General features: G+C 66.1%; 18 protein-coding genes and 2 tRNA genes. 14 read left to right on the top strand and 6 right to left on the bottom strand.

Annotated features, from left to right (window positions below; translation table 11 throughout):
• Positions 1-94: 94 nt before the first annotated feature.
• Positions 95-171, top strand: a tRNA-Val gene (locus LWH48_RS00785).
• A gap of 25 nt (positions 172-196) precedes the next feature.
• Positions 197-273 (top strand) — tRNA-Val (locus LWH48_RS00780).
• 71 nt (positions 274-344) lie between these two features.
• Here the strand turns inward: LWH48_RS00780 and LWH48_RS00775 are convergent.
• Positions 345-803: a GAF domain-containing protein gene (locus tag LWH48_RS00775; RefSeq protein ID WP_232910900.1), complete on the bottom strand. Its 459-nt coding sequence runs from the start codon at positions 801-803 to the stop codon at positions 345-347.
• Between the two features lie 133 nt (positions 804-936).
• Between LWH48_RS00775 and LWH48_RS00770 the strand changes: the two genes are divergently transcribed.
• Positions 937-2,082: an RNA-guided endonuclease InsQ/TnpB family protein gene (locus LWH48_RS00770; protein WP_232910899.1), complete on the top strand. Its 1,146-nt coding sequence runs from the start codon at positions 937-939 to the stop codon at positions 2,080-2,082.
• Between the two features lie 107 nt (positions 2,083-2,189).
• Here LWH48_RS00770 and LWH48_RS00765 read toward each other — a convergent pair whose 3' ends face one another.
• The 3 genes from LWH48_RS00765 to LWH48_RS00755 form a co-directional block, all read right to left on the bottom strand.
• Positions 2,190-2,978 (bottom strand): MetQ/NlpA family ABC transporter substrate-binding protein, encoded by a 789-nt coding sequence (locus tag LWH48_RS00765; protein WP_232910898.1) that lies wholly within the window; start codon positions 2,976-2,978, stop codon positions 2,190-2,192.
• 88 nt (positions 2,979-3,066) lie between these two features.
• On the bottom strand, positions 3,067-3,720 hold the full coding sequence (locus LWH48_RS00760; RefSeq protein ID WP_161432327.1) for a methionine ABC transporter permease: 654 nt from the start codon (positions 3,718-3,720) through the stop codon (positions 3,067-3,069).
• Positions 3,701-4,762 carry a methionine ABC transporter ATP-binding protein gene (locus LWH48_RS00755; RefSeq protein WP_161432326.1) on the bottom strand — a complete coding sequence of 354 codons (1,062 nt, stop codon included), beginning with the start codon at positions 4,760-4,762 and terminating at the stop codon, positions 3,701-3,703. Before LWH48_RS00755 ends, LWH48_RS00760 begins: the two co-directional genes overlap by 20 nt.
• Positions 4,763-5,148: 386 nt before the next feature.
• On the opposite strand from LWH48_RS00755, the gene LWH48_RS00750 reads away from it, so the two are divergent.
• The 7 genes from LWH48_RS00750 to LWH48_RS00720 all read left to right on the top strand — a co-directional run bounded on the left by LWH48_RS00750 (position 5,149) and on the right by LWH48_RS00720 (position 11,058).
• A complete protein-coding gene (locus tag LWH48_RS00750; RefSeq protein WP_232910897.1) occupies positions 5,149-5,778 on the top strand; it encodes a riboflavin synthase subunit alpha in 630 nt (209 codons plus the stop codon).
• Between the two features lie 147 nt (positions 5,779-5,925).
• Positions 5,926-7,230: an NCS2 family permease gene (locus tag LWH48_RS00745; protein ID WP_232910896.1), complete on the top strand. Its 1,305-nt coding sequence runs from the start codon at positions 5,926-5,928 to the stop codon at positions 7,228-7,230.
• Between the two features lie 22 nt (positions 7,231-7,252).
• A complete protein-coding gene (locus LWH48_RS00740) occupies positions 7,253-7,798 on the top strand; it encodes an adenine phosphoribosyltransferase (protein ID WP_232910895.1) in 546 nt (181 codons plus the stop codon).
• Between the two features lie 4 nt (positions 7,799-7,802).
• Positions 7,803-8,282, top strand: coding sequence for a xanthine phosphoribosyltransferase (gene gpt / locus LWH48_RS00735; RefSeq protein WP_232910894.1), 480 nt, complete (start codon positions 7,803-7,805; stop codon positions 8,280-8,282).
• A 16-nt stretch (positions 8,283-8,298) separates the two neighbouring features.
• Positions 8,299-8,997 carry a uracil-DNA glycosylase gene (gene ung, locus LWH48_RS00730; protein WP_232910893.1) on the top strand — a complete coding sequence of 233 codons (699 nt, stop codon included), beginning with the start codon at positions 8,299-8,301 and terminating at the stop codon, positions 8,995-8,997.
• A 118-nt stretch (positions 8,998-9,115) separates the two neighbouring features.
• Positions 9,116-9,745 carry a uracil phosphoribosyltransferase gene (gene upp, locus LWH48_RS00725; protein ID WP_161432320.1) on the top strand — a complete coding sequence of 210 codons (630 nt, stop codon included), beginning with the start codon at positions 9,116-9,118 and terminating at the stop codon, positions 9,743-9,745.
• Positions 9,746-9,813: 68 nt separating this feature from the next.
• Positions 9,814-11,058, top strand: a complete 1,245-nt coding sequence (locus tag LWH48_RS00720; protein ID WP_232910892.1) for a uracil-xanthine permease family protein — start codon at positions 9,814-9,816, stop codon at positions 11,056-11,058.
• Between the two features lies 1 nt (position 11,059).
• Here the strand turns inward: LWH48_RS00720 and LWH48_RS00715 are convergent, their stop codons facing one another.
• The gene (locus LWH48_RS00715; protein WP_232910891.1) at positions 11,060-11,959 is read right to left on the bottom strand and encodes a carbon-nitrogen hydrolase; all 900 of its coding nucleotides are present in this window, start codon (positions 11,957-11,959) and stop codon (positions 11,060-11,062) included.
• Positions 11,960-12,168: 209 nt separating this feature from the next.
• Positions 12,169-13,212 carry an agmatine deiminase family protein gene (locus tag LWH48_RS00710; protein WP_232910890.1) on the bottom strand — a complete coding sequence of 348 codons (1,044 nt, stop codon included), beginning with the start codon at positions 13,210-13,212 and terminating at the stop codon, positions 12,169-12,171.
• 158 nt (positions 13,213-13,370) lie between these two features.
• Between LWH48_RS00710 and LWH48_RS00705 the strand changes: the two genes are divergently transcribed.
• The 4 genes from LWH48_RS00705 to LWH48_RS00690 all read left to right on the top strand — a co-directional run bounded on the left by LWH48_RS00705 (position 13,371) and on the right by LWH48_RS00690 (position 18,604).
• Entirely contained in the window at positions 13,371-14,195 is an 825-nt protein-coding gene (locus LWH48_RS00705) for a hypothetical protein (protein ID WP_232910889.1), read from the top strand.
• Positions 14,192-16,498: an EAL domain-containing protein gene (locus LWH48_RS18340; protein WP_232910888.1), complete on the top strand. Its 2,307-nt coding sequence runs from the start codon at positions 14,192-14,194 to the stop codon at positions 16,496-16,498. The genes LWH48_RS00705 and LWH48_RS18340 overlap by 4 nt, the downstream gene beginning before the upstream one ends.
• 113 nt (positions 16,499-16,611) lie before the next feature.
• On the top strand, positions 16,612-17,853 hold the full coding sequence (locus LWH48_RS00695; protein ID WP_232910887.1) for a lipoprotein-releasing ABC transporter permease subunit: 1,242 nt from the start codon (positions 16,612-16,614) through the stop codon (positions 17,851-17,853).
• 37 nt (positions 17,854-17,890) lie between these two features.
• Positions 17,891-18,604 carry an ABC transporter ATP-binding protein gene (locus LWH48_RS00690; RefSeq protein WP_232910886.1) on the top strand — a complete coding sequence of 238 codons (714 nt, stop codon included), beginning with the start codon at positions 17,891-17,893 and terminating at the stop codon, positions 18,602-18,604.
• The last annotated feature ends 20 nt before the right edge of the window (positions 18,605-18,624 follow it).

Here is an 18,624-nt window from a genome sequence, read left to right as displayed (position 1 = left end):
GCATTGGCGGGTGACATCAGGGCTTGCATTCCCGGGCCGGATGGGTAGAATACGCATCCGTTGCCGCGACGAAGTCTTGTCGCAGCGGAGATTCAGGACCATAGCTCAGTTGGTTAGAGCGCCACGTTGACATCGTGGAGGTCGGCGGTTCAAATCCGCCTGGTCCTACCAGATCTCGCCCGGTAACACCTGCCTCAGGACCATAGCTCAGTTGGTTAGAGCGCCACGTTGACATCGTGGAGGTCGGCGGTTCAAATCCGCCTGGTCCTACCAGATACTGAATCGCCCCCGCAGCCTCGCTGCGGGGGCGATTTGCTATGTGCCTTCTGTCTGGCTGCCGCGGCTCAGGCGAGGTCGGTGCGTTCGATGAAGGTGGCCACCAGGGCCTCGATGCCTGCCTGGTCCTCGTCGGTGAAGCGCCCCCGGCGTGGGCTGTCCAGGTCCAGCACGCCCCACAGTCGATCCGCAACCACGACCGGCACCACCAGTTCGGCGCTGGAGTCGGCGTCGCAGGCGATATGGTCGGCCACGCTGTGGACGTCATCCACGCGCTGGGTGGAGCGTGTGCGTGCGGCTGCCCCGCACACTCCCTTGGCGAAGGGGATGGGGTGGCAGGCCGGTTTGCCCTGGAAGGGGCCCAGGGAGAGCAGCTCCGGCTGGTGCTGCAGATAGAACCCGACCCAGTTGAGATCGGGGACCTGCTGCATGATGAAGGCACAGGTCTGGGCGCTGTTGGTCAGCCAGTCGCGGGTGTCGAGAAGGGCTGCCAGCTGGCGGTTGAGCAGCGAATAGTCGTGCGTCATCAAGTTTTGCGCGAGATACCCGGTACTTCTAGTGCCGGGAGGGATAGCGCGTCGTCCGCAAGGACGACCCTGTTCTCGCTGCCTCCTTCTTTGATGGTTGCTATCTATGCATGGTTGTTTATACAGTGTGCATATGACGAAACGCGCTTACCGATACCGCTTCTACCCGACGCCTGAGCAAGAACAGCTTCTTGCTCGGACGTTTGGCTGTGTGCGTTTCGTCTACAACGCGGTGCTTCGCTATCGCACCGATGCCTTCCATGAGCGGCGAGAAAGAATTGGCTATGTGGCCGCGAACGCCGAGCTGTCGCGGATGAAGAAGGCCGCCGACACCGCCTTCCTCAATGAGGTCAGCTCGGTGCCACTTCAGCAGTGCCTTCGCCACCAACAGACGGCCTTCAAGAACTTCTTCGAGGGTCGTGCCAAGTACCCGAACTTCAAGAGCAAGCGACACCGCCAGTCGGCGGAATTTACGCGCTCGGCGTTCAAGTACCGTGACGGAAAGCTGTTTATTGCCAAGTGCAAGGAGCCGCTCCCGGTCCGCTGGAGTCGCGAGCTGCCCAGCGAACCGACTACCATCACCGTGTCCAAGGACTCGGCGGGGCGCTACTTCGTCGCGTGCCTGTGCGAGTTCGACCCCGAGTCGCTGCCCGTTACCCCGAAAATGGTAGGTATCGACCTCGGCCTGAAAGACCTGTTCGTCACCAGCGACGGGCATCGAATCGGCAATCCCCGCCACACGGCGAAGTACGCGACCCGTCTGGCCAAGGCGCAGCGTCGGCTGAGCAGGAAGACGCTCGGCTCGAAGAACCGTGCCAAAGCTAGGCAGAAGGTCGCTCGCCTTCACGCCAAAATCTCCGATTGCCGGATGGACCGCTTGCACAAGCTGTCCCGCCAGATTGTCAACGAGAACCAAGTGATCTGCGTCGAGTCCCTCAAGGTGAAGAACATGCTGCGCAACCGCGCGCTGGCCAAGTCGATCAGCGATGCCGGCTGGGGCGAGTTCGTCCGGCAACTGGAGTACAAGGCGGCCTGGGCGGGCCGGCAGGTGTCGGCGATCGACCCGTGGTATCCCTCCAGCAAGCGCTGCTCCGGCTGCGGGCATGTGATGCCCGAGATGCCGTTGCAGGTTCGCGCCTGGACGTGCCCCGAGTGCGCAGCCGAACACGACCGCGACATTAACGCCGCGATCAACATTAAAGCCGCCGGGCTGGCGGTGTTAGCCCTTGGAGAGAATGTAAGCGGCAGGGAGCCAGCCTCCGTGTCCGATTCTCGGTGAATTGGGAATCTCCGTCCTTCAGGTCGGGGGGCAGTCAACTTGGCTCCTTGAAACAGAAGGGCCGGCCTTGCGGCCGGCCCTGTCACTCTTCTGGATACAGACGAGGCTTACTTCCAGCCGGGCACCGCCTGCGCTCCAAACAGCTCCTCGGCCTTGGCCTCGACCTCTTCGGTCTGGTAGGACTTGACCAGCTGCTGGATCGCTTCGCGCTCTTCGTCACCGCCGCGTACCGCGATCAGGTTGACGTAGGGTGACTCCGGGCCCTCCTTGATCAGGGCGTCGTCCAGGGTCAGGCCGGCGGGCTGGGCGAAGGTGTTGTTGATGAAGGCCATATCGACGTCGGGCAGCACGCGCGGGAGCTGGGCGGCCTCGATCTCGCGGAACTCGAAGTCGCGCGGGTTGGCGGCGATATCCAGCGGCGTGGCTTCCAGGTTCTCGGGGTCGGTCAGCTCCAGCATGCCGAGGTTGTGCATCAGGATGAGCGCGCGTCCCTCGTTGGAGGGGTCGTTGGGCAGGGCGATGGTGGCACCGTCCGGCAGCGCCTCGATGCTGTCATATTTCTCGGAGTAGGCGCCGATGGGGTAGACGAAGGTGTAGCCGGCGATGGCGAAGTCGTAGCCGCGGTCCTCGACCATGGAGCGCATGTAGGGCTCGTGCTGGTAGGCGTTGGCGTCGAGGCTGCCGTCGGCCAGTGCGGCGTTGGGTGTCACGTAGTCGGTGAACTCGATGATCTCCACCTCGAGGCCGTACTCGCGCTCGGCGATCTCGGCGGCGACTTCCATCACCTGGGTCTCGGGGCCGGCGACGGTGCCGACCTTGATGGCGTGATCATCGGCCAGGGCGCTGCCGACGGGCAGGGTGGAGGCCAGCAGGGTGGCGAGCAGTGTCTTGCGCATGGAATCGCTCCTTCTGTTGTGTCGGTACGATACTAAAGGAATAAGCCTGATATTTTAAATATCAATATGTTATTTAACGGTGTCTTCCTTACTTGTGGTCGCTCTTCCTTACCAGGTAGTCCCCCAGGCTCTGGAAGCCCTGCACCATGACCACCAGGATCGCCACGGTGATCAACATGATGGTGGGGTTGAAGCGATTGTAGCCGTAGCGGATGCCGAGGTCGCCCAGGCCGCCGCCGCCCACGGCGCCGGCCATGGCCGAGTAGCTCACCAGGGTCACGATGGTCACGGTAAGGGCGGTGAAGATGCCACCCCGTGCCTCGGGCAGCAGCACCTTGAGGATGATCTGCCAGGGGGTGGCGCCCATGGACTGGGCGGCCTCGACCAGGCCCGGGTTGATCTCGTTGAGTGCGCCTTCTACCAGGCGGGCGATGAACGGAATGGCGGCGATGGTCAGCGGCACGGCGGCGGCGTTGGTGCCGATGGAGGTGCCCACCAGCATGCGCGTGAAGGGGATGATCGCCACCATCAGGATGATGAACGGGATCGAGCGGCCGATATTGGTGATGATTCCCAGCGCGCCGTTGAGTGCCGGCTGGGCCAGCACCTGGCCGGGGCGGGTGACATACAGCAGTACCCCCAGCGGGATGCCCACCAGGGCAGAGATCACCCCGGAGATGGCTACCATATAGAGGGTGTCGAGGGTCGCCTCGAGGATCAGTTCAAGCATTGCGCTGGACATGGCCAAGCACCTCCACCTGCAGGTCGTGGGATTCGAGATAGTCGAGGGCCTCGCGGGTCTTCTCCGCCGGGCCCATCAGTTCGGCGATCATCAGGCCCAGGGTGCGCTCCTGGATCGACTCCACCTTGGCCTGCAGGATGCTGACATCGACGCCGCACTCCCTGGCCAGGCGCGACACCAGAGGCGAGGCCACGGCGTCGCCGCGGAAGGCCAGGCGTACCACCGGGTGGGTGTTGTGGCCCGGGGACGCCTCGAGTCGCTCGATCAGTGCCCGCGGCGGTTCCAGCTTGAGGAAGTCGTTGAGGAACTCGCGGCCCAGTCGCGTCTGCGGGGCGGTGAAGAAGTCGCCCACGTCGGCCTCCTCGACCAGCTCGCCGTCGGAGATCAGGCTCACCCGATGGCAGATCGACTTGACCACCTCCATCTCGTGGGTGATCAGCAGGATGGTCAGGCCGAGCTTCTGGTTGATGTCGCGCAGCAGGGCCAGGATCGACCCGGTGGTCTGGGGGTCGAGCGCCGAGGTGGCCTCGTCGCACAGCAGCACCTTGGGACGGCTGGCGAGTGCCCGGGCGATGGCCACGCGCTGCTTCTGGCCGCCGGAGAGCTGGGCCGGATACTGGCTGGCCTTGTCGGCGAGTCCTACCAACTCCAGCAGCGGGGTGACCCGCTCGCGGATCTCGCCGCGCGGCATGCCCATCAGCTCCAGGGGCAGGGCCACATTGGCGAAGACAGTGCGGTTGGTCAGCAGGTTGAAATGCTGGAAGATCATGCCCATGCCATGGCGCGCCTGGTTGAGCGCCTGGCGCGACAGGCCGGTGAGTTCGCGGCCGTCGACGGTGACGGTGCCGGTGGTCGGGCGTTCGAGAAGGTTGACGCAGCGGATCAGCGTCGACTTGCCGGCCCCGGAGAGACCGATCACGCCGTGGATGCGGCCCGCGGGCACGTGGAAGTCGACGTGCTTGAGCGCCGGCACGGTCCTGGCGATGCCGCCGTGTCGGCCCTTGAGCACATAGGTCTTGGAAACGTTGTCGAGTCGGATCATGGATGCCACCGCTGTGGGCGCCGAGGCGGGCGGTGCAGGGCAGGGGCCAAAAAAAGGCCACCCTGACGGGTGGCCATCAACGCTGGACACACCCTTTTAGCTGCACTTCACGCCATGACCGAGTCATGCCGCGGGCGCCCGCAAGCCGGGTTCAAATCGGCGCCATTCAATGTAGCCGGCAAGGATAGGGGTAGGCTATGGGCCTGTCAATCTCGCCGAGAGCCCGTCTGACCAGGCGGCCTTGATCCCGAAATATCCTTTGTTCATGTTGTGTTTTGTGGTGGATCTTGTGGTTCATGGCGGCAATGGACGGGAAGGGAGGGAATTCCCTACACTCGTGCTTCTTCCTGCTCCCTGTGTGGGGCACCCGTAGTCAAGGAGACGCCATGTTCACTGGCATCGTGCAGGGCACCGCCGAGGTGGTGGCCATTCAGGAGGCCGAAGCCTTCCGTACCCATGTCGTCGTGCTGCCCGAGAATCTGGGGGAGGGGCTGGAGATCGGTGCCTCGGTGGCGCATAACGGCGTCTGTCTGACGGTGACCGCCATCGATGGCGAGCGCGTCAGCTTCGATCTGATGCGCGAGACGCTGCGCGTCACCAACCTCGGTGAACTGGCGGTGGGGGATCGCGTCAACATCGAGCGGGCCGCGCGCTTCGGTGACGAGATAGGCGGGCACGCCATGTCGGGACACATCATGGCCCAGGCCGAGCTGGTCGAGCTCGACGAGTCGCCCAACAATCGGCGGCTGTGGTTCGAGCTGCCCCATGCCCTGGGTCGCTTCCTGTTCGCCAAGGGCTATATCGGCGTCGACGGGGCGAGCCTGACCATCGGCGAGGTGCGTCGTGCCACGGCCGAGCATGGCCCGCGCTTCTGCGTCGACCTGATACCCGAGACCCTGCACCGCACCATCCTGGGCGAGCGCGTGCCCGGCGATCGGGTCAATATCGAGATCGACCCCCAGACCCAGGCCATCGTCGAGACGGTTGAGCGTGTGCTGGAGACCCGTGGCATCTAGCGTTGGTGGCGGCGGCTGACGCCGCTACCGTCAGCTGCTTAACTTGGCAGACACCGCTGCCTCGCATCGCCGTGAGGCTTTGGGTACCATGTGCGGCTTTTCCGCACCCAGGATCGCAGCACCGTCCACGCGCCCAGGAACGACACCATGCTGAATCGCCTGATCGAACGTCAATTCAAGCTCTCCGAGCACAAGACTTCCGTCAAGACGGAGGTCATCGCGGGGTTCACCACCTTCCTGACGATGGCCTACATCATCTTCGTCAACCCCAGCATCCTCTCCGAGGCGGGCATGGACTACGGTGCGGTGTTCGTCGCCACCTGCCTGGCCGCGGCACTGGGCTGCCTGGTGATGGGGTTGTGGGCCAACTATCCCATCGCCCAGGCCCCGGGCATGGGGCTCAACGCCTTCTTTACCTACGGCGTGGTGCTGGGCATGGGCTACACCTGGGAGGCGGCGCTGGGTGCGGTCTTCTTCTCGGGCCTGACCTTCTTCCTGCTCAGCATCTTCCGGGTGCGCGAGTGGATCATCAACTCGATCCCGCTCTCCCTGCGCCTTGGCATCGCCGCGGGTATCGGTCTGTTCCTGGCGATGATCGCCATGAAGAACGCCGGCATCGTGGTCGCCAACCCGGCCACCTACGTCGCGGTGGGTGACCTCTCCGAACCGTCGGCGCTGTATGCGCTGCTGGGCTTCTTCGTGATCACCGCGCTCTCCTACATGCGGGTCACCGGTGCGGTGATGATCGGCATCCTCGGCATCACCGTGCTGGCCATGGTGCTCGGCCATAACGAGTATGGCGGCCTGATGTCCATGCCGCCCTCCATGGCCCCGACCTTCATGGCCCTGGACCTGGCCGGCGCACTCGATGTGGCGATGCTCAGCGTGATCTTCGCCTTCCTGTTCGTCGACCTCTTCGATACCTCCGGCACGCTGATCGGCGTGGCCCACAAGGGGGGGCTGCTCGACAAGGAGGGCAAGTTGCCCCGCATCGGCCGGGCGATGATGGCCGACAGCACCGCTTCCATGGCCGGCGCCGTGCTGGGCACTTCCACCACTACCAGCTACGTGGAATCCACCGCCGGCATCGCCTCGGGCGGGCGCACCGGCCTGACCGCCGTAGTGGTGGCCGTGCTGTTCCTGGTCAGCCTGTTCTTCGCGCCGCTGGCGGGCTCCATCCCGGCTTACGCTACCGCCGGTGCGCTGCTCTATGTGGCGGTGCTGATGGCCGGCAGCCTGGCCCATGCCAACTGGGAAGACCCTACCGACGCCGCCCCGGTGCTGATCGCCGCCCTGGCCATGCCGCTGACCTTCTCCATCGCCGAGGGGATCGCGCTGGGCTTCATCAGCTTCGTTGCCATCAAGGCGCTCTCCGGCCGCTTCCGTGACCTCAACCCCGCGGTGGTCGTGCTGGCGCTGCTGTTCGCCGCCAAGTTCCTGTTCCTCGACTGATCATTCACTACCGAGACCCGCCATGAGCATCTACGGCGACTACATCAAGTCCGTCATCCGCACCGTCCCCGACTGGCCCCAGCCGGGGGTCAACTTCCGGGATATCACGCCGCTGCTGCAGAACAGTGCCGCCTTCCGCAAGCTGGTCGACAGCTTCGTGCACCGCTATCAGGAGATGGATATCGACGCCGTGGCGGCCATCGACGCCCGCGGATTCATCGTCGGCGCGCCCCTGGCCTACGAGCTGGGCTGCAGCTTCGTGCCGGTGCGCAAGAAGGGCAAGTTGCCGTTTCGCACCATCAGCGAGACCTACACCCTGGAGTACGGCGAGGCCGAGGTGGAGCTGCACTCCGACGCCTTCAAGGCGGGCGACCGCATCCTGATCGTCGATGACCTGATCGCCACCGGTGGCACCATGCTGGCCGCCGCCAAGCTGATCAGCCGCAGCGGCGGTCAGGTGGTGGAGACCGCCACCATCGTCGACCTGCCGGACCTCGGCGGCTCGGCGCGCATCCGCGATGCCGGCTACGGCGTCTTTGCCGTCTGTTCCTTCACCGAGGACGAATGATTCCATGAGCAGCAACCGCTACCACCAGCACTTCACCGTCTCCTGGGATCAGCTGCATCGCGACGTGCGCGAGCTCTGCCACCGCCTGGTGGAACGTGACTTCAAGGGCATCGTTGCCATCACCCGTGGCGGCCTGATCCCCGCGGCGCTGATCGCCCGGGAACTCAACGTGCGCCTGATCGATACGGTGTGCATCAAGAGCTACGACCATATGGATCAGGGCGGGCTGGACGTCATGAAGGGCGTCGACCATGACGGCGAGGGCTGGCTGCTGGTCGATGACCTGGTGGACACCGGCAAGACCGCCCGCAAGGTCCGCGAGATGCTGCCCAAGGCACACTTCGTCACCGTCTATGCCAAGCCCGAGGGCAAGCCGCTGGTCGACCAGTACCTCACCGAGGTGGCCCAGGACTGCTGGATCCAGTTCCCCTGGGACATGGGCGTGGCCTACGTCGAGCCGCTGGCCGACCAGGTCAAGCGCTGAGGCGAGGAGGGCAGGGATGGCAGCACCGCTACCCGCCAGCTGGCAGCAGTGGCTCGACGCCGAGTTCGAGGCGCCCTACATGCAGTCGCTGCGTGACTTCCTGGCCGCCGAGAAGGCCGCCAGGAAGGTGATCTACCCCCACTCCTCGGAGTGGTTTCGCGCCTTCGAGCTCACCCCCCTGGAAAGGGTCAAGGTGGTTATCCTCGGCCAGGATCCCTACCACGGACCGGGCCAGGCCCACGGGCTGTGCTTCTCGGTGCGTCCAGGCGTGCGCATCCCGCCGTCGCTGGTCAATATCTACAAGGAATTGCAGGCGGACGTGGGTTTCAGGCCGGTGGAACACGGCAATCTAGAATCATGGGCGCGCCAGGGGGTGCTGCTGCTCAACACCTCGCTGACGGTGGAGCAGGGCAATGCCGGCTCGCACCGTGGCCGCGGCTGGGAGACCTTCACCGACCGCGCCATTGCCACGGTGAGCGAGCATGCCGAGCCCTCGGTGTTCCTGCTCTGGGGCAGCCCGGCCCGCAAGAAGAAGGCACTGATCGATACCTCGCGCCATCTGGTGCTGGAGTCCCCACACCCCTCGCCACTCTCCGCCCACCGCGGCTTCTTCGGCAACCATCACTTCTCCCGGGCCAACGCCTTCCTGGTCGAGCATGGCCGCGAGCCCATCGACTGGCAGCTGCCCGAGCAACCGGACGCGCCCACGCCTTAACCTCAACGCAGGATACGGGTAGAATGGCGCGCAATTTGTCACCGTGGTCCATGCGACCAAGGTCGACCGGTTTCCGTCGCCCGCCAACCCCCGTCGCACCAGTGAAGAGGTCCCGACCATGAGCGTCCACGCCATCCAGCACCCCCTGGTCCAGCACAAGCTGGGCTTGATGCGTGAAGCTGGTATCAGCACCAAGAGTTTTCGCGAACTGGCCGGTGAGCTGGCCAAGCTGCTCACCTACGAGGCGACCCAGGACCTTGAGCTCCAGGAGCAGGAGATCGACGGCTGGAGCGGCAACAAGATCCCGGTACAGCTGCTCAAGGGCAAGAAGGTCACTATCGTGCCGATCCTGCGCGCCGGCCTGGGCATGCTCGACGGTGTCACCGACCTGATCCCCAGCGCGCGGATCAGCGTGGTGGGTCTCTATCGCGACGAGGAGACCCTCGAGCCGGTGCCCTACTTCGCCAAGTTCGCCAATGACCTGGACGAGCGGATGGCCATCGTCATCGACCCCATGCTGGCCACCGGCGGGACCATGGTGGCGACCCTGGACATGCTGCGCGAACGGGGCTGCAAGCACATGAAGGTGATCGTCCTGGTGGCTGCGCCCGAGGGGATCAAGCGGGTGCAGGAGGCCTACCCGGATATCGAGATCTATACCGCCGGGGTTGATGAGCGCCTCGACGAGAATGGCTATATCGTCCCGGGCCTGGGCGATGCCGGTGACAAGATCTTCGGCACTCGCTGACCCCTTTCGACCCTGTCATCACGCCCCTGAGACCTCGCTCCAGGGGCGTTTTCATGGAGACCCGTCATATGAGTGATACCCCTGCGGCCGGCTCGCGGCCCGTCGACTCCCTGCCACGTACCCTGCTCACCGGCGTGCAGATGCTGTTCGTTGCCTTCGGCGCCCTGGTGCTGGTGCCGTTGCTCACCGGCCTGGATCCCAGTGTGGCCCTGTTTACCGCCGGTATCGGCACGCTGCTGTTCCATGGGGTGACGAAGCTGACGGTGCCGGTCTTCCTGGCCTCGTCGTTCGCCTTTATCGCGCCGATCCAGGGCTCCATCGCCAACTTCGGTGTGTCGGCCACCATGGGCGGGCTGATGGCCGCCGGCCTGGTCTATGTGGTGATCTCCCAGGCCGTACGCCTCAAGGGCACAGGCTGGTTGCACCGGCTGTTGCCGCCGGTGGTGGTGGGGCCCGTGATCATGGTGATCGGCCTGGCCCTGGCGCCGGTAGCGGTGAGCATGGCGACCGGCGAGACGAGCGATCATATCGATTACGGTCCGGCGCTGTTCCTGTCCATGACGAGCCTGCTGGTGACCCTGGTGCTGGCGGTATTCGGGCGTGGCATCGTGCGCCTGGTGCCGATCATGGGCGGCATCGTCACCGGCTATGTGCTGGCGCTGATGATGGGACTGGTGGACTTCTCGCCGGTGCGCGAGGCGGCCTGGTTGGCCATCCCCGAGTTCACCGCGCCCAGCTTCCACTGGGCGGCGATCCTGTTCATGATCCCGGTGGCCATCGCCCCGGCGGTGGAGCATATCGGCGACATGGTGGCCATCGGTTCGGTGACGCGCCAGAACTACCTGCAGAAGCCGGGCCTGCATCGCACCCTGCTCGGTGATGGCCTGGCCACCACCGCGGCGGCGCTGTTCGGCGGACCGCCCAACACCACCTATTCCGAGGTGACCGGGGCGGTGACCCTGACCCGCGCCTTCGACCCGCGCATCATGCTGGTAGCCGCCTGCACCGCCATCACCCTGGCCTTCATCGCCAAGCTGGGAGCGCTGCTGCAGACCATCCCCGGGCCCGTGATGGGAGGGATCATGACCTTGCTGTTCGGCTCCATTGCCGTGGTGGGCATGAACACCCTGGTGCGCGCCGGCCACTCGCTGACCGCGCCGCGCAATCTGGTGGTGATCTCGCTGATTCTGGTGTTCGGCATCGGTGGCATGCAGGTGGGTGGCGGCCAGTTCACCCTGCAGGGGGTGAGCCTGGCCGCCCTGGTGGGCATCGTCCTGAACTGGGTGCTGCCCGGCGCCGAGGAGGACGAGTAGGTCAGTCCCGGTAGCGGCGGGTCAGGTCGCCGTAGGCGTCGACGCGGCGGTCTCGCAGATACGGCCAGATCCGCCGCACGTCCTCGCCGCGGTCCATGTCCAGGGTCACCAGCAGGCGCTCGGCCTGGGTGCCGGCGTGGGCCATTAGCTCCCCCTGGGGGCCGGCGATGAAGCTGCCGCCCCAGAAGTCGACGCCGCGGCCGACCCCGGAGTGGTCCGGCTCGTGGTCGACGCGGTTGGCCACCACCACCGGCACCCCGTTGGCCACCGCGTGGCTGCGCTGGATCAGGGTCCAGGCGTCCTTCTGGCGCGCCTTCTCGTCATCGTCGTCGGCGGGGTCCCAGCCGATGGCGGTGGGGTAGAGCAGCAGCTCCGCTCCGGCCAGGGCCATCAGGCGCGCCGCTTCCGGGTACCACTGGTCCCAGCACACCAGCACGCCGAGCCGGCCTACCGAGGTGTCGATGGGGGCGAAGCCCTGGCCCGTGCCATCGGCGTCCCCCGGCGTGAAGTAGAACTTCTCGTAGAAGCCCGGATCGTCGGGGATATGCATCTTGCGGTAGTGGCCCACGGCACCCAGCTTGCGGTCATAGACCACTGCGGTGTTGTGGTAGAGGCCGGCGGCGCGGCGCTCGAACAGCGAGCCCACCAGCACGATATCGAGCTCGGCGGCCAGTGCCGCGAGGCGGGTCCCGGTGGGGCCATCCAGCGGCTCGGCCAGGTCGAAGAGTTCGGTGTCCTCGTACTGGCAGAAGTAGTGGGTGGCGTGCAGCTCCTGGAGCATGACCAGCTCGGCGCCGGCGGCGGCCAGCTCGCGGATGCCGGCCTCACTCTCGGCGAGGCTTCTGGCCTTGTCGGGCCAGGCGGGCTGCTGGACCAGGCCGACCTTCAGATGACGGGACATGGTGAACTCTCCTCGTGTCTGGTTACTCTGGATTCACTTTAAGGCTGTTCATCGCCGTCGGGGCTTTTCTGGCGACAAGCCCCGGAGCGCCGGACCGTCGAGGAGGCGCTGTGAATACTTCCCTGTACGCTACCGACGCCGTCCATGGCGTAGGACCTCCTCTTCGGCTTGTCCCCAGCGCCCCTGCTAGTGTGGCTATAAGACAGTTTTCAGGCCTGTTTGCTTAGGCTGCCGCGGGGCAGCTGCATGGTCAGGCAGTGCAGGCTGCCGTGCTGGCGGATCACGCTGCGACAGTCGATGGGCACGATATCCCGCTCCGGAAAGGCCTCGGCCAGGGCATTCAATGCCCGGGTGTCGGCGGCGTCGCCGTAGGTGGGCACCAGCACGGCGCCGTTGATGATCAGGAAGTTGGCATAGGTGGCCGGCAGGCGGTGGCCGTCCTCGGGATCCAGGCAGGCTTTGGGCCAGGGCAGGGGCACCAGACGGTAGGGCTGGCCGTCGGCGCGGCGCAGCGCCTTGAGCTCCGCCTCCATGGCGGCAAGCGCCGGGTAGTGGGGATCCTGCTCGTCGTCGCAATGCACGTAGGCGATGGTGGCCGGGTCGCAGAAGCGCGCCAGGGTATCCACGTGGCTGTCGGTGTCGTCGCCCTCCAGGTTCCCGTGGGACAGCCACAGCACCCGCGTCACGCCGAAGTCCGCGTGGAGCCACTCCTCCACGGCGCGGCGGTCGAGCCCGGGGTTGCGATTGGGGTTGAGCAGGCAGGCCTCGGTGGTGAGCAGGGTACCCTCGCCGTCGCTCTCGATGGCGCCGCCCTCCAGTACCAGGCCACGCTCGCTGACCGGGCAGGCGTAGGCGCCGGCTGCGGCGAGGCGGCGGGTCAGGGTGTTGTCCCTGGCGGCGGGAAATTTCCCGCCCCAGCCCGTGAATACATAGTCGTTCAGTACCAGCTTGCCGTCGCACTCCACGGCTAGGGGGCCATGGTCGCGGGCCCAGGTGTCGTCCGCCTCGGCGACCACCAGCGTCAGCCGCTCGGCAGGGACACCCAGCAGGGAGAAGCGTCGCGCGAGGTGGGTGCGGACAAGCGTGGTGGGCACGCTGATCAGCACGCTCTCGTAGCGGGCGATGGCGACCACCATCGCCTCCAGGGTCGCCTCGATGCGCTCCAGCATCGATGCCCAGTCGCTCTCCGGGCCGGGCCAGGTCAGTTGGACGGCATCCTGGGGATGCCACTCGGGGAGCAGGCGTGTGGCCATCGGGTCATGTCCCTGATCGTGGGGTGTCAGGCGGCGAATGTAGGCGGCCCGGTCGCGCTATGCAAGCGCACAGGACGGCACAGCCCTGGCTGGTCTTCGCCCCGGGCGGTGGTATCCTGATGGCAACGTCGACCGTTCCGGGGTCGCTAAGGAGTCGCATGCGCGCCAGTTCCCTGCTTTCCGTGATCACCTTGATTGGTCTGATGCTCGGCGGCTGTACCTCGCTTCCCGACCGTGAAACGGTGGCCAACACCTCGAACGAGTGGCTGACGCGTTCCGGCGAGGCGATCAGCGCCCAGGGTCAGCGCCTTGCAGGACTCTTCGGACGCGATGATGCGGAACAGGCGGCGCTGGCCCAGGAGCGTCGCGAAGAGCGTCAGGCGCTGTTCGACCAGCCCTACATCGATCCGTTGACCCGCTACCTGGAGAAGTATGGCGAGGATCCTCGCTATGCCGAGGTGCTGACCGATATCTCGCAGGAGCGTGATCGCCGCTGCGCGGCCGTCGCCGACGAGTATGCCGAGCGCCCCGTCAGTCGTGAGACCCTGGCTCGCTTTCGGCGCGGCTACCTCTACTCCTGCCCCGCCGAGGTCAATGCCTTCTATACGCGGGTGCGACAGCAGGAGGCACGCCGTGCCGCCGCGGCACCCGCACCCGATGCGGGCAATACGCCGGTTGAGCCCCTGGCGGAGCGCGACGAGCGAGTCGAGGAGGCGGTGGATCGGCGCCAGGCCAACGACTGCTACCTGCTGTTCACCATTCGCAACCTGGGCAAGGCTCGCGAGGCCTGCCTGGCACCCGCCGAACAGGATGACCCCCGTGCCCAGCGACACATGGGCAGCATGGCCGAACTGGCTGGCGAACGGGAGGAGGCGTTGCGCTGGTACCGGCGTGCCGTGAGCAACGGCGATGACCAGGCCAGGGAGCGGCTCGAGGCACTCACCGCCTCGCCTGGCGATGCGGATGCCGAGGGCACCCGGTGAGACGTCAGCGCCCCGTCCTTGGGCGCCGCCCCCTGATCATGCTGCTGCTGGCGCTGCTGGTGGCGCTGTTCTTCGGTGGCATGTGGCTGCTCTCGACCCTCAACCTGCGCTATGCGGAGGGTGCGCTCGCGGAGCTGCGTGAGCGGCAGATCGTCGATACCTTCCACGCCAACCTCGACCGCATCGATGCCCACCATCGGCGCATGGAGCAGAACAGCCGCGGGCTGGCCCGGGCGGGTTTGCTGCTTGCCGAGATGGAGGCGGGCGAGGCCAGGGTATCCGAGGCCCTGGAGCAGGCCCTGGCAGAGTTTCCCGACGCCCGGGGAGCTACCCTGTGGTTGACTCGGTCGGAGCGACCCGTCGCGATGTTCGCGCGTCGCGAGGAGCAGCGTGTGGTGGTCGAGCCACTGGCGTCCGGCTGGGCCCAGGCGGAGTGGTTGCAGAGCCGCCTTGATGGCTGGCGCGAGGGCAACCCCCAGCCACACTGGACCGCTACCTACTTCAAGCCGCGTATCGACGATGCGGTGATCAGCGTCAGTGCGCCGATCCGTGATGCGGCGGGGCGCGTGCTGGGCATGGCCGCCAGCGACTGGGTGGCCGACGACATCATCGGCCTGGTCAGCGATGTGCAGGTTACCCCCAGCACCTTCGCCTTCCTGGTCGATCGCGAGAATCGCAACCTCTCCAGCCTGGCCCGTGCCGAGGACCTGCAGCGAGCCCAGCGCCTCATCGAGGAGGTGTCGGCGCTGGAGCTGCACCGTGACGCCGACAAACTGGCCGCCGTGGAGGGCATGGTGCGGCGCGATCTCGCCCTCGGGGGAGAGCCCTGGTCGCTCTATCACGATACTTCCCGCGCCGGCATGGTCTTCGGTATCGCCGTGCCCCAGGCCGAGATCGATGCCGTCCTGGCCCCCATGCGCGGGGTCAACCTGCAGCTGTTGGTCGGCATCGGCCTGGCCCTGCTGGTGCTGGCGGGGGTGATCCTGTTCCTGGTGGCGGGGCTGCTGCGCCAGCTGCGCACTCTCTATACCGATCCGCTGACCCGGCTGCCCAACCGCGCGCGACTGCTGGCCGACCTCGAGTCGGGCCGGGCGGGTTCGCTGATGCTGGTCAATGTCGACGGCTTCAAGCAGATCAACGACCTCTTCGGCCATCGCTGCGGTGACCGGGTGATCCAGCACCTGGCGAAGCGTCTCGAAGAGTTGTTGAAGGCGAGTGGTTGGCGCAATTGCCGGCTCTATCGCATGCCCGGTGACGAGCAGGCGGTGTGGCTCCCCGGTGCCGTGGCAGATGACACCCTGCAGGCGACGGTCGAATCCCTCTACCAATCCCTGAGCGGCCTGCGGCTCGACTGGCGGGGGCAGGAACTGCCGCTGCAGATGACCCTGGGTGTGGCCTCGAGCTGGCAGCTGGAGAGCGGTGGCGATGGCGACGAGACCCTGCTCTCATCGGCCAACATCGCCCTCAAGCAGGCCCGCGGAGAGCAGCGGCCCTTTGCCTTCTATGACCCGGCCACCCGGGTGCGCCGCGACTACGAGCGCAACCTGGCCTGGGCCAATCGGCTGGCCGAGGCCCTCGATGATGGCCGGGTCGTGGCCTATTTCCAGCCGATTCTCGAGGTGGCGAGCGGGCGGGTCGGCAAGTTTGAATGCCTGGTGCGGATGCTGGATGAAGAGGGCAGCCCGGTCAGTCCCGGCGTCTTCCTCGAGGTGGCCCGGCGCAGTCGGCTCTACCGCCGGCTGACGCTGACCATGATCGATCGCTGCCTGACGGCCATGGCCGAGAGTCCCCACGAGTTCTCCTTGAACCTCTCCGGCGAGGATATCGCCGATGCCGAGATCAGCGAGGTGCTGCTGGCGCGGGTGGCCGAGAGTGGCGCCGGCGAGCGGCTGATCTTCGAGATCCTCGAATCCGAGGGGATCGATAACTATGCCGTGGTCAGCGCCTTCATCGAGCGGGCCAAGGCGCTGGGCGTGAGGATCGCCATCGATGACTTCGGCAGCGGTTACTCGAACTTCGAGCACCTGCTTCGTCTCGACGTGGACCTGCTCAAGATCGATGGCAGCCTGGTGCGTCAGGTCGATACCGACGCCGATGCCGAGACCCTGATCCGCGGTATCGTGGGGTTCGCCCGCGAACTGGGCATCGCCACGGTGGCGGAGTTTGTGCACAGCGAGGCGGTGCTGGCACGGGTGCGCGCCCTGGGTGTGGACTTCGCCCAGGGCGCCTGCATCGGCATGCCCGAGCCGCATCCCGAGTTCGCGGCTGCCATCGGCGAGAGCCGTGCAAATCCCGTGGATTAGCGCTTCCCGGCGATGCAGCGCCAAGGCAAAAGCCTTACCATGGGCGCCCGCCGCCTTGCTGCAGGGCTAATGCCGCCTTGCTACAGGGCCATCGCCGACAAGGAACGCCATCAATGCTGGATAGACTGCCCTTCCTGATCGGGTTGCGCTATGTGCGCGCCAAGCGCCGCAACCACTTCATCTCCTTCATATCGCTGACCTCCATGCTGGGCCTGATGCTCGGTGTGGCCGTGCTGATCCTGGTGCTCTCGGTGATGAACGGCTTCGATCACGAGTTGCGCACACGGATCCTCGGCATGGTGCCCCACACCAAGATCGAGTCACGCACCGGCATGGTGGAGTGGGAGGCGCTGGCTGAGCGCCTGATGACGCGCGACCGGGTGATCGGTGCCGCCCCCTACGTGGAGCAGCAGGGCATGTTCTCGGTAGGCGGCAGCAACGAGGGTGCCATGGTCAATGGTATCCATCCCGAGTGGGAGGATCGGGTGTCGATCATCGGCGAGAACATGCAGCAGGGCAGTCTCGCCGACCTCGAGCCCGGCGAGTGGAACATCGTGCTCGGCTCGATCCTGGCGCGACGCCTGGGGGTGGGGGTCGGCGACCGGGTCACCCTGCTGGTGCCCGAGGCCTCGATCACCCCGGCCGGGGTCTTCCCTCGACTCAAGCGCTTCAATGTCAGCGGTATCTTCAGCGTCGGAGCCGATCTCGATGCCGCCCTGGCCTATGCCCATATCGAGGACATGCAGACCCTGGCGCGCCTGGGCGACGCCGTGGGCGGCCTGCGCCTGGAGCTCGATGACCTGTTCGCGGCGAGCGCCGAGACCCGGGCGATCGTCAACGAGCTGGGGCCGGGCTACCGCGGCTACGACTGGACCTTCTCCCACGGCAACCTCTTCCAGGCGATCCAGATGGAGAAGCGCATGATCGCGCTGCTGCTCACGGTGATCATCGCCGTCGCGGCCTTCAATATCGTCTCGACCCTGGTCATGGTGGTTACCGACAAGCACGCCGATATCGCCATCCTGCGCACCATCGGCGCCACACCGCGCTCGATCATGGGTATCTTCGTGGTCCAGGGCCTGGCCATCGGCGTGATCGGCATCCTGGTGGGCGTGGGACTCGGGGTGCTGCTGGCGCTGACCATCTCCGACATCATCGACTGGGTCGAGGCGGTGTTCGGCATCCAGTTCCTCGACGCCGGTGTCTACTTCATAAGCAATCTTCCCTCGCGGCTGCACTGGGAGGACGTCGGCAATATCGTCGCCGCGGCCCTGGTCCTGACCTTCCTCTCCACACTCTATCCGGCATGGCGCGCCGCCCGCGTGCAGCCGGCGGAGGTGCTGCGCTATGAGTGATGCCCGCCACGCCCCGAGCCCCCACCAGGAGACAGCCATGCAACGTACCGCCGGGCAGACGATGCTGGAGTGCCACGACCTGACCCGCGTCTACCGCGAGGGGCCTCAGGACATTACCGTGCTCGATGGGCTCACCCTCACCGTCAATGCCGGTGAGCGAGTGGCCATCGTCGGCAGTTCCGGCTCCGGCAAGACCACACTGCTCAATCTGCTGGGCGGGCTCGACCGGCCCAGCCGCGGCGAGGTGCGTATCGCCGGCGAGTCGTTGCTCAACCTCGGTGAGGCCGCACTGGGACGCTTCCGCAACCGTCATATTGGCTTCGTCTACCAGTTCCACCACCTGCTGGCCGAGTTCACCGCGGTGGAGAACGCGGCCCTGCCGCTGATCGTGCGTGGCCAGCGCAAGAAGGTGGCCGAGGCCAGCGCCATGAAGCTGCTGGAGAAGGTGGGCATGGCATCGCGCGCCGACCACAAGCCCGGCGAGCTCTCCGGCGGTGAGCGCCAGCGGGTGGCCATCGCCCGTGCACTGGTCACCGACCCCAGCCTGGTGCTGATGGACGAGCCCACCGGTAATCTGGACCAGCACACCGCCGCGGGCATCCTGGCTCTGATGGATGAGCTGGCCCGTACTGCCGCCTGTGCCTTCGTCATCGTTACCCATGACCCGGCCCTGGCCGCCCACCAGGATCGTGTCATGCGCCTAGACGAGGGGCGGCTGAGCGAACAGCCGGGGGCGTCGACCTCAAGCTGATCCCGTACCGTTCGCCATGC

Source organism: Halomonas sp. G15 (genome assembly GCF_021282295.1).
Lineage (GTDB): Bacteria > Pseudomonadota > Gammaproteobacteria > Pseudomonadales > Halomonadaceae > Halomonas > Halomonas alimentaria.
Note: the sequence above shows the minus strand (reverse complement) of the source record. Positions and strands in the feature narration are given on the sequence as shown.

What these genes read in the sequence shown, in the direction of transcription:
- LWH48_RS00770 (WP_232910899.1), top strand. Translation starts at nt 937, where the DNA reads ATGACGAAACGCGCTTACCGATACCGCTTCTACCCGACGCCTGAGCAA.
- LWH48_RS00775 (WP_232910900.1), bottom strand. Translation starts at nt 803, where the DNA reads ATGACGCACGACTATTCGCTGCTCAACCGCCAGCTGGCAGCCCTTCTC.
- LWH48_RS00750 (WP_232910897.1), top strand. Translation starts at nt 5,149, where the DNA reads ATGTTCACTGGCATCGTGCAGGGCACCGCCGAGGTGGTGGCCATTCAG.
- upp (WP_161432320.1), top strand. Translation starts at nt 9,116, where the DNA reads ATGAGCGTCCACGCCATCCAGCACCCCCTGGTCCAGCACAAGCTGGGC.
- LWH48_RS00720 (WP_232910892.1), top strand. Translation starts at nt 9,814, where the DNA reads ATGAGTGATACCCCTGCGGCCGGCTCGCGGCCCGTCGACTCCCTGCCA.
- LWH48_RS00755 (WP_161432326.1), bottom strand. Translation starts at nt 4,762, where the DNA reads ATGATCCGACTCGACAACGTTTCCAAGACCTATGTGCTCAAGGGCCGA.
- ung (WP_232910893.1), top strand. Translation starts at nt 8,299, where the DNA reads ATGGCAGCACCGCTACCCGCCAGCTGGCAGCAGTGGCTCGACGCCGAG.
- LWH48_RS00765 (WP_232910898.1), bottom strand. Translation starts at nt 2,978, where the DNA reads ATGCGCAAGACACTGCTCGCCACCCTGCTGGCCTCCACCCTGCCCGTC.
- LWH48_RS00715 (WP_232910891.1), bottom strand. Translation starts at nt 11,959, where the DNA reads ATGTCCCGTCATCTGAAGGTCGGCCTGGTCCAGCAGCCCGCCTGGCCC.
- LWH48_RS00760 (WP_161432327.1), bottom strand. Translation starts at nt 3,720, where the DNA reads ATGTCCAGCGCAATGCTTGAACTGATCCTCGAGGCGACCCTCGACACC.
- gpt (WP_232910894.1), top strand. Translation starts at nt 7,803, where the DNA reads ATGAGCAGCAACCGCTACCACCAGCACTTCACCGTCTCCTGGGATCAG.
- LWH48_RS00705 (WP_232910889.1), top strand. Translation starts at nt 13,371, where the DNA reads ATGCGCGCCAGTTCCCTGCTTTCCGTGATCACCTTGATTGGTCTGATG.
- LWH48_RS00710 (WP_232910890.1), bottom strand. Translation starts at nt 13,212, where the DNA reads ATGGCCACACGCCTGCTCCCCGAGTGGCATCCCCAGGATGCCGTCCAA.
- LWH48_RS00690 (WP_232910886.1), top strand. Translation starts at nt 17,891, where the DNA reads ATGCAACGTACCGCCGGGCAGACGATGCTGGAGTGCCACGACCTGACC.
- LWH48_RS00695 (WP_232910887.1), top strand. Translation starts at nt 16,612, where the DNA reads ATGCTGGATAGACTGCCCTTCCTGATCGGGTTGCGCTATGTGCGCGCC.
- LWH48_RS00745 (WP_232910896.1), top strand. Translation starts at nt 5,926, where the DNA reads ATGCTGAATCGCCTGATCGAACGTCAATTCAAGCTCTCCGAGCACAAG.
- LWH48_RS00740 (WP_232910895.1), top strand. Translation starts at nt 7,253, where the DNA reads ATGAGCATCTACGGCGACTACATCAAGTCCGTCATCCGCACCGTCCCC.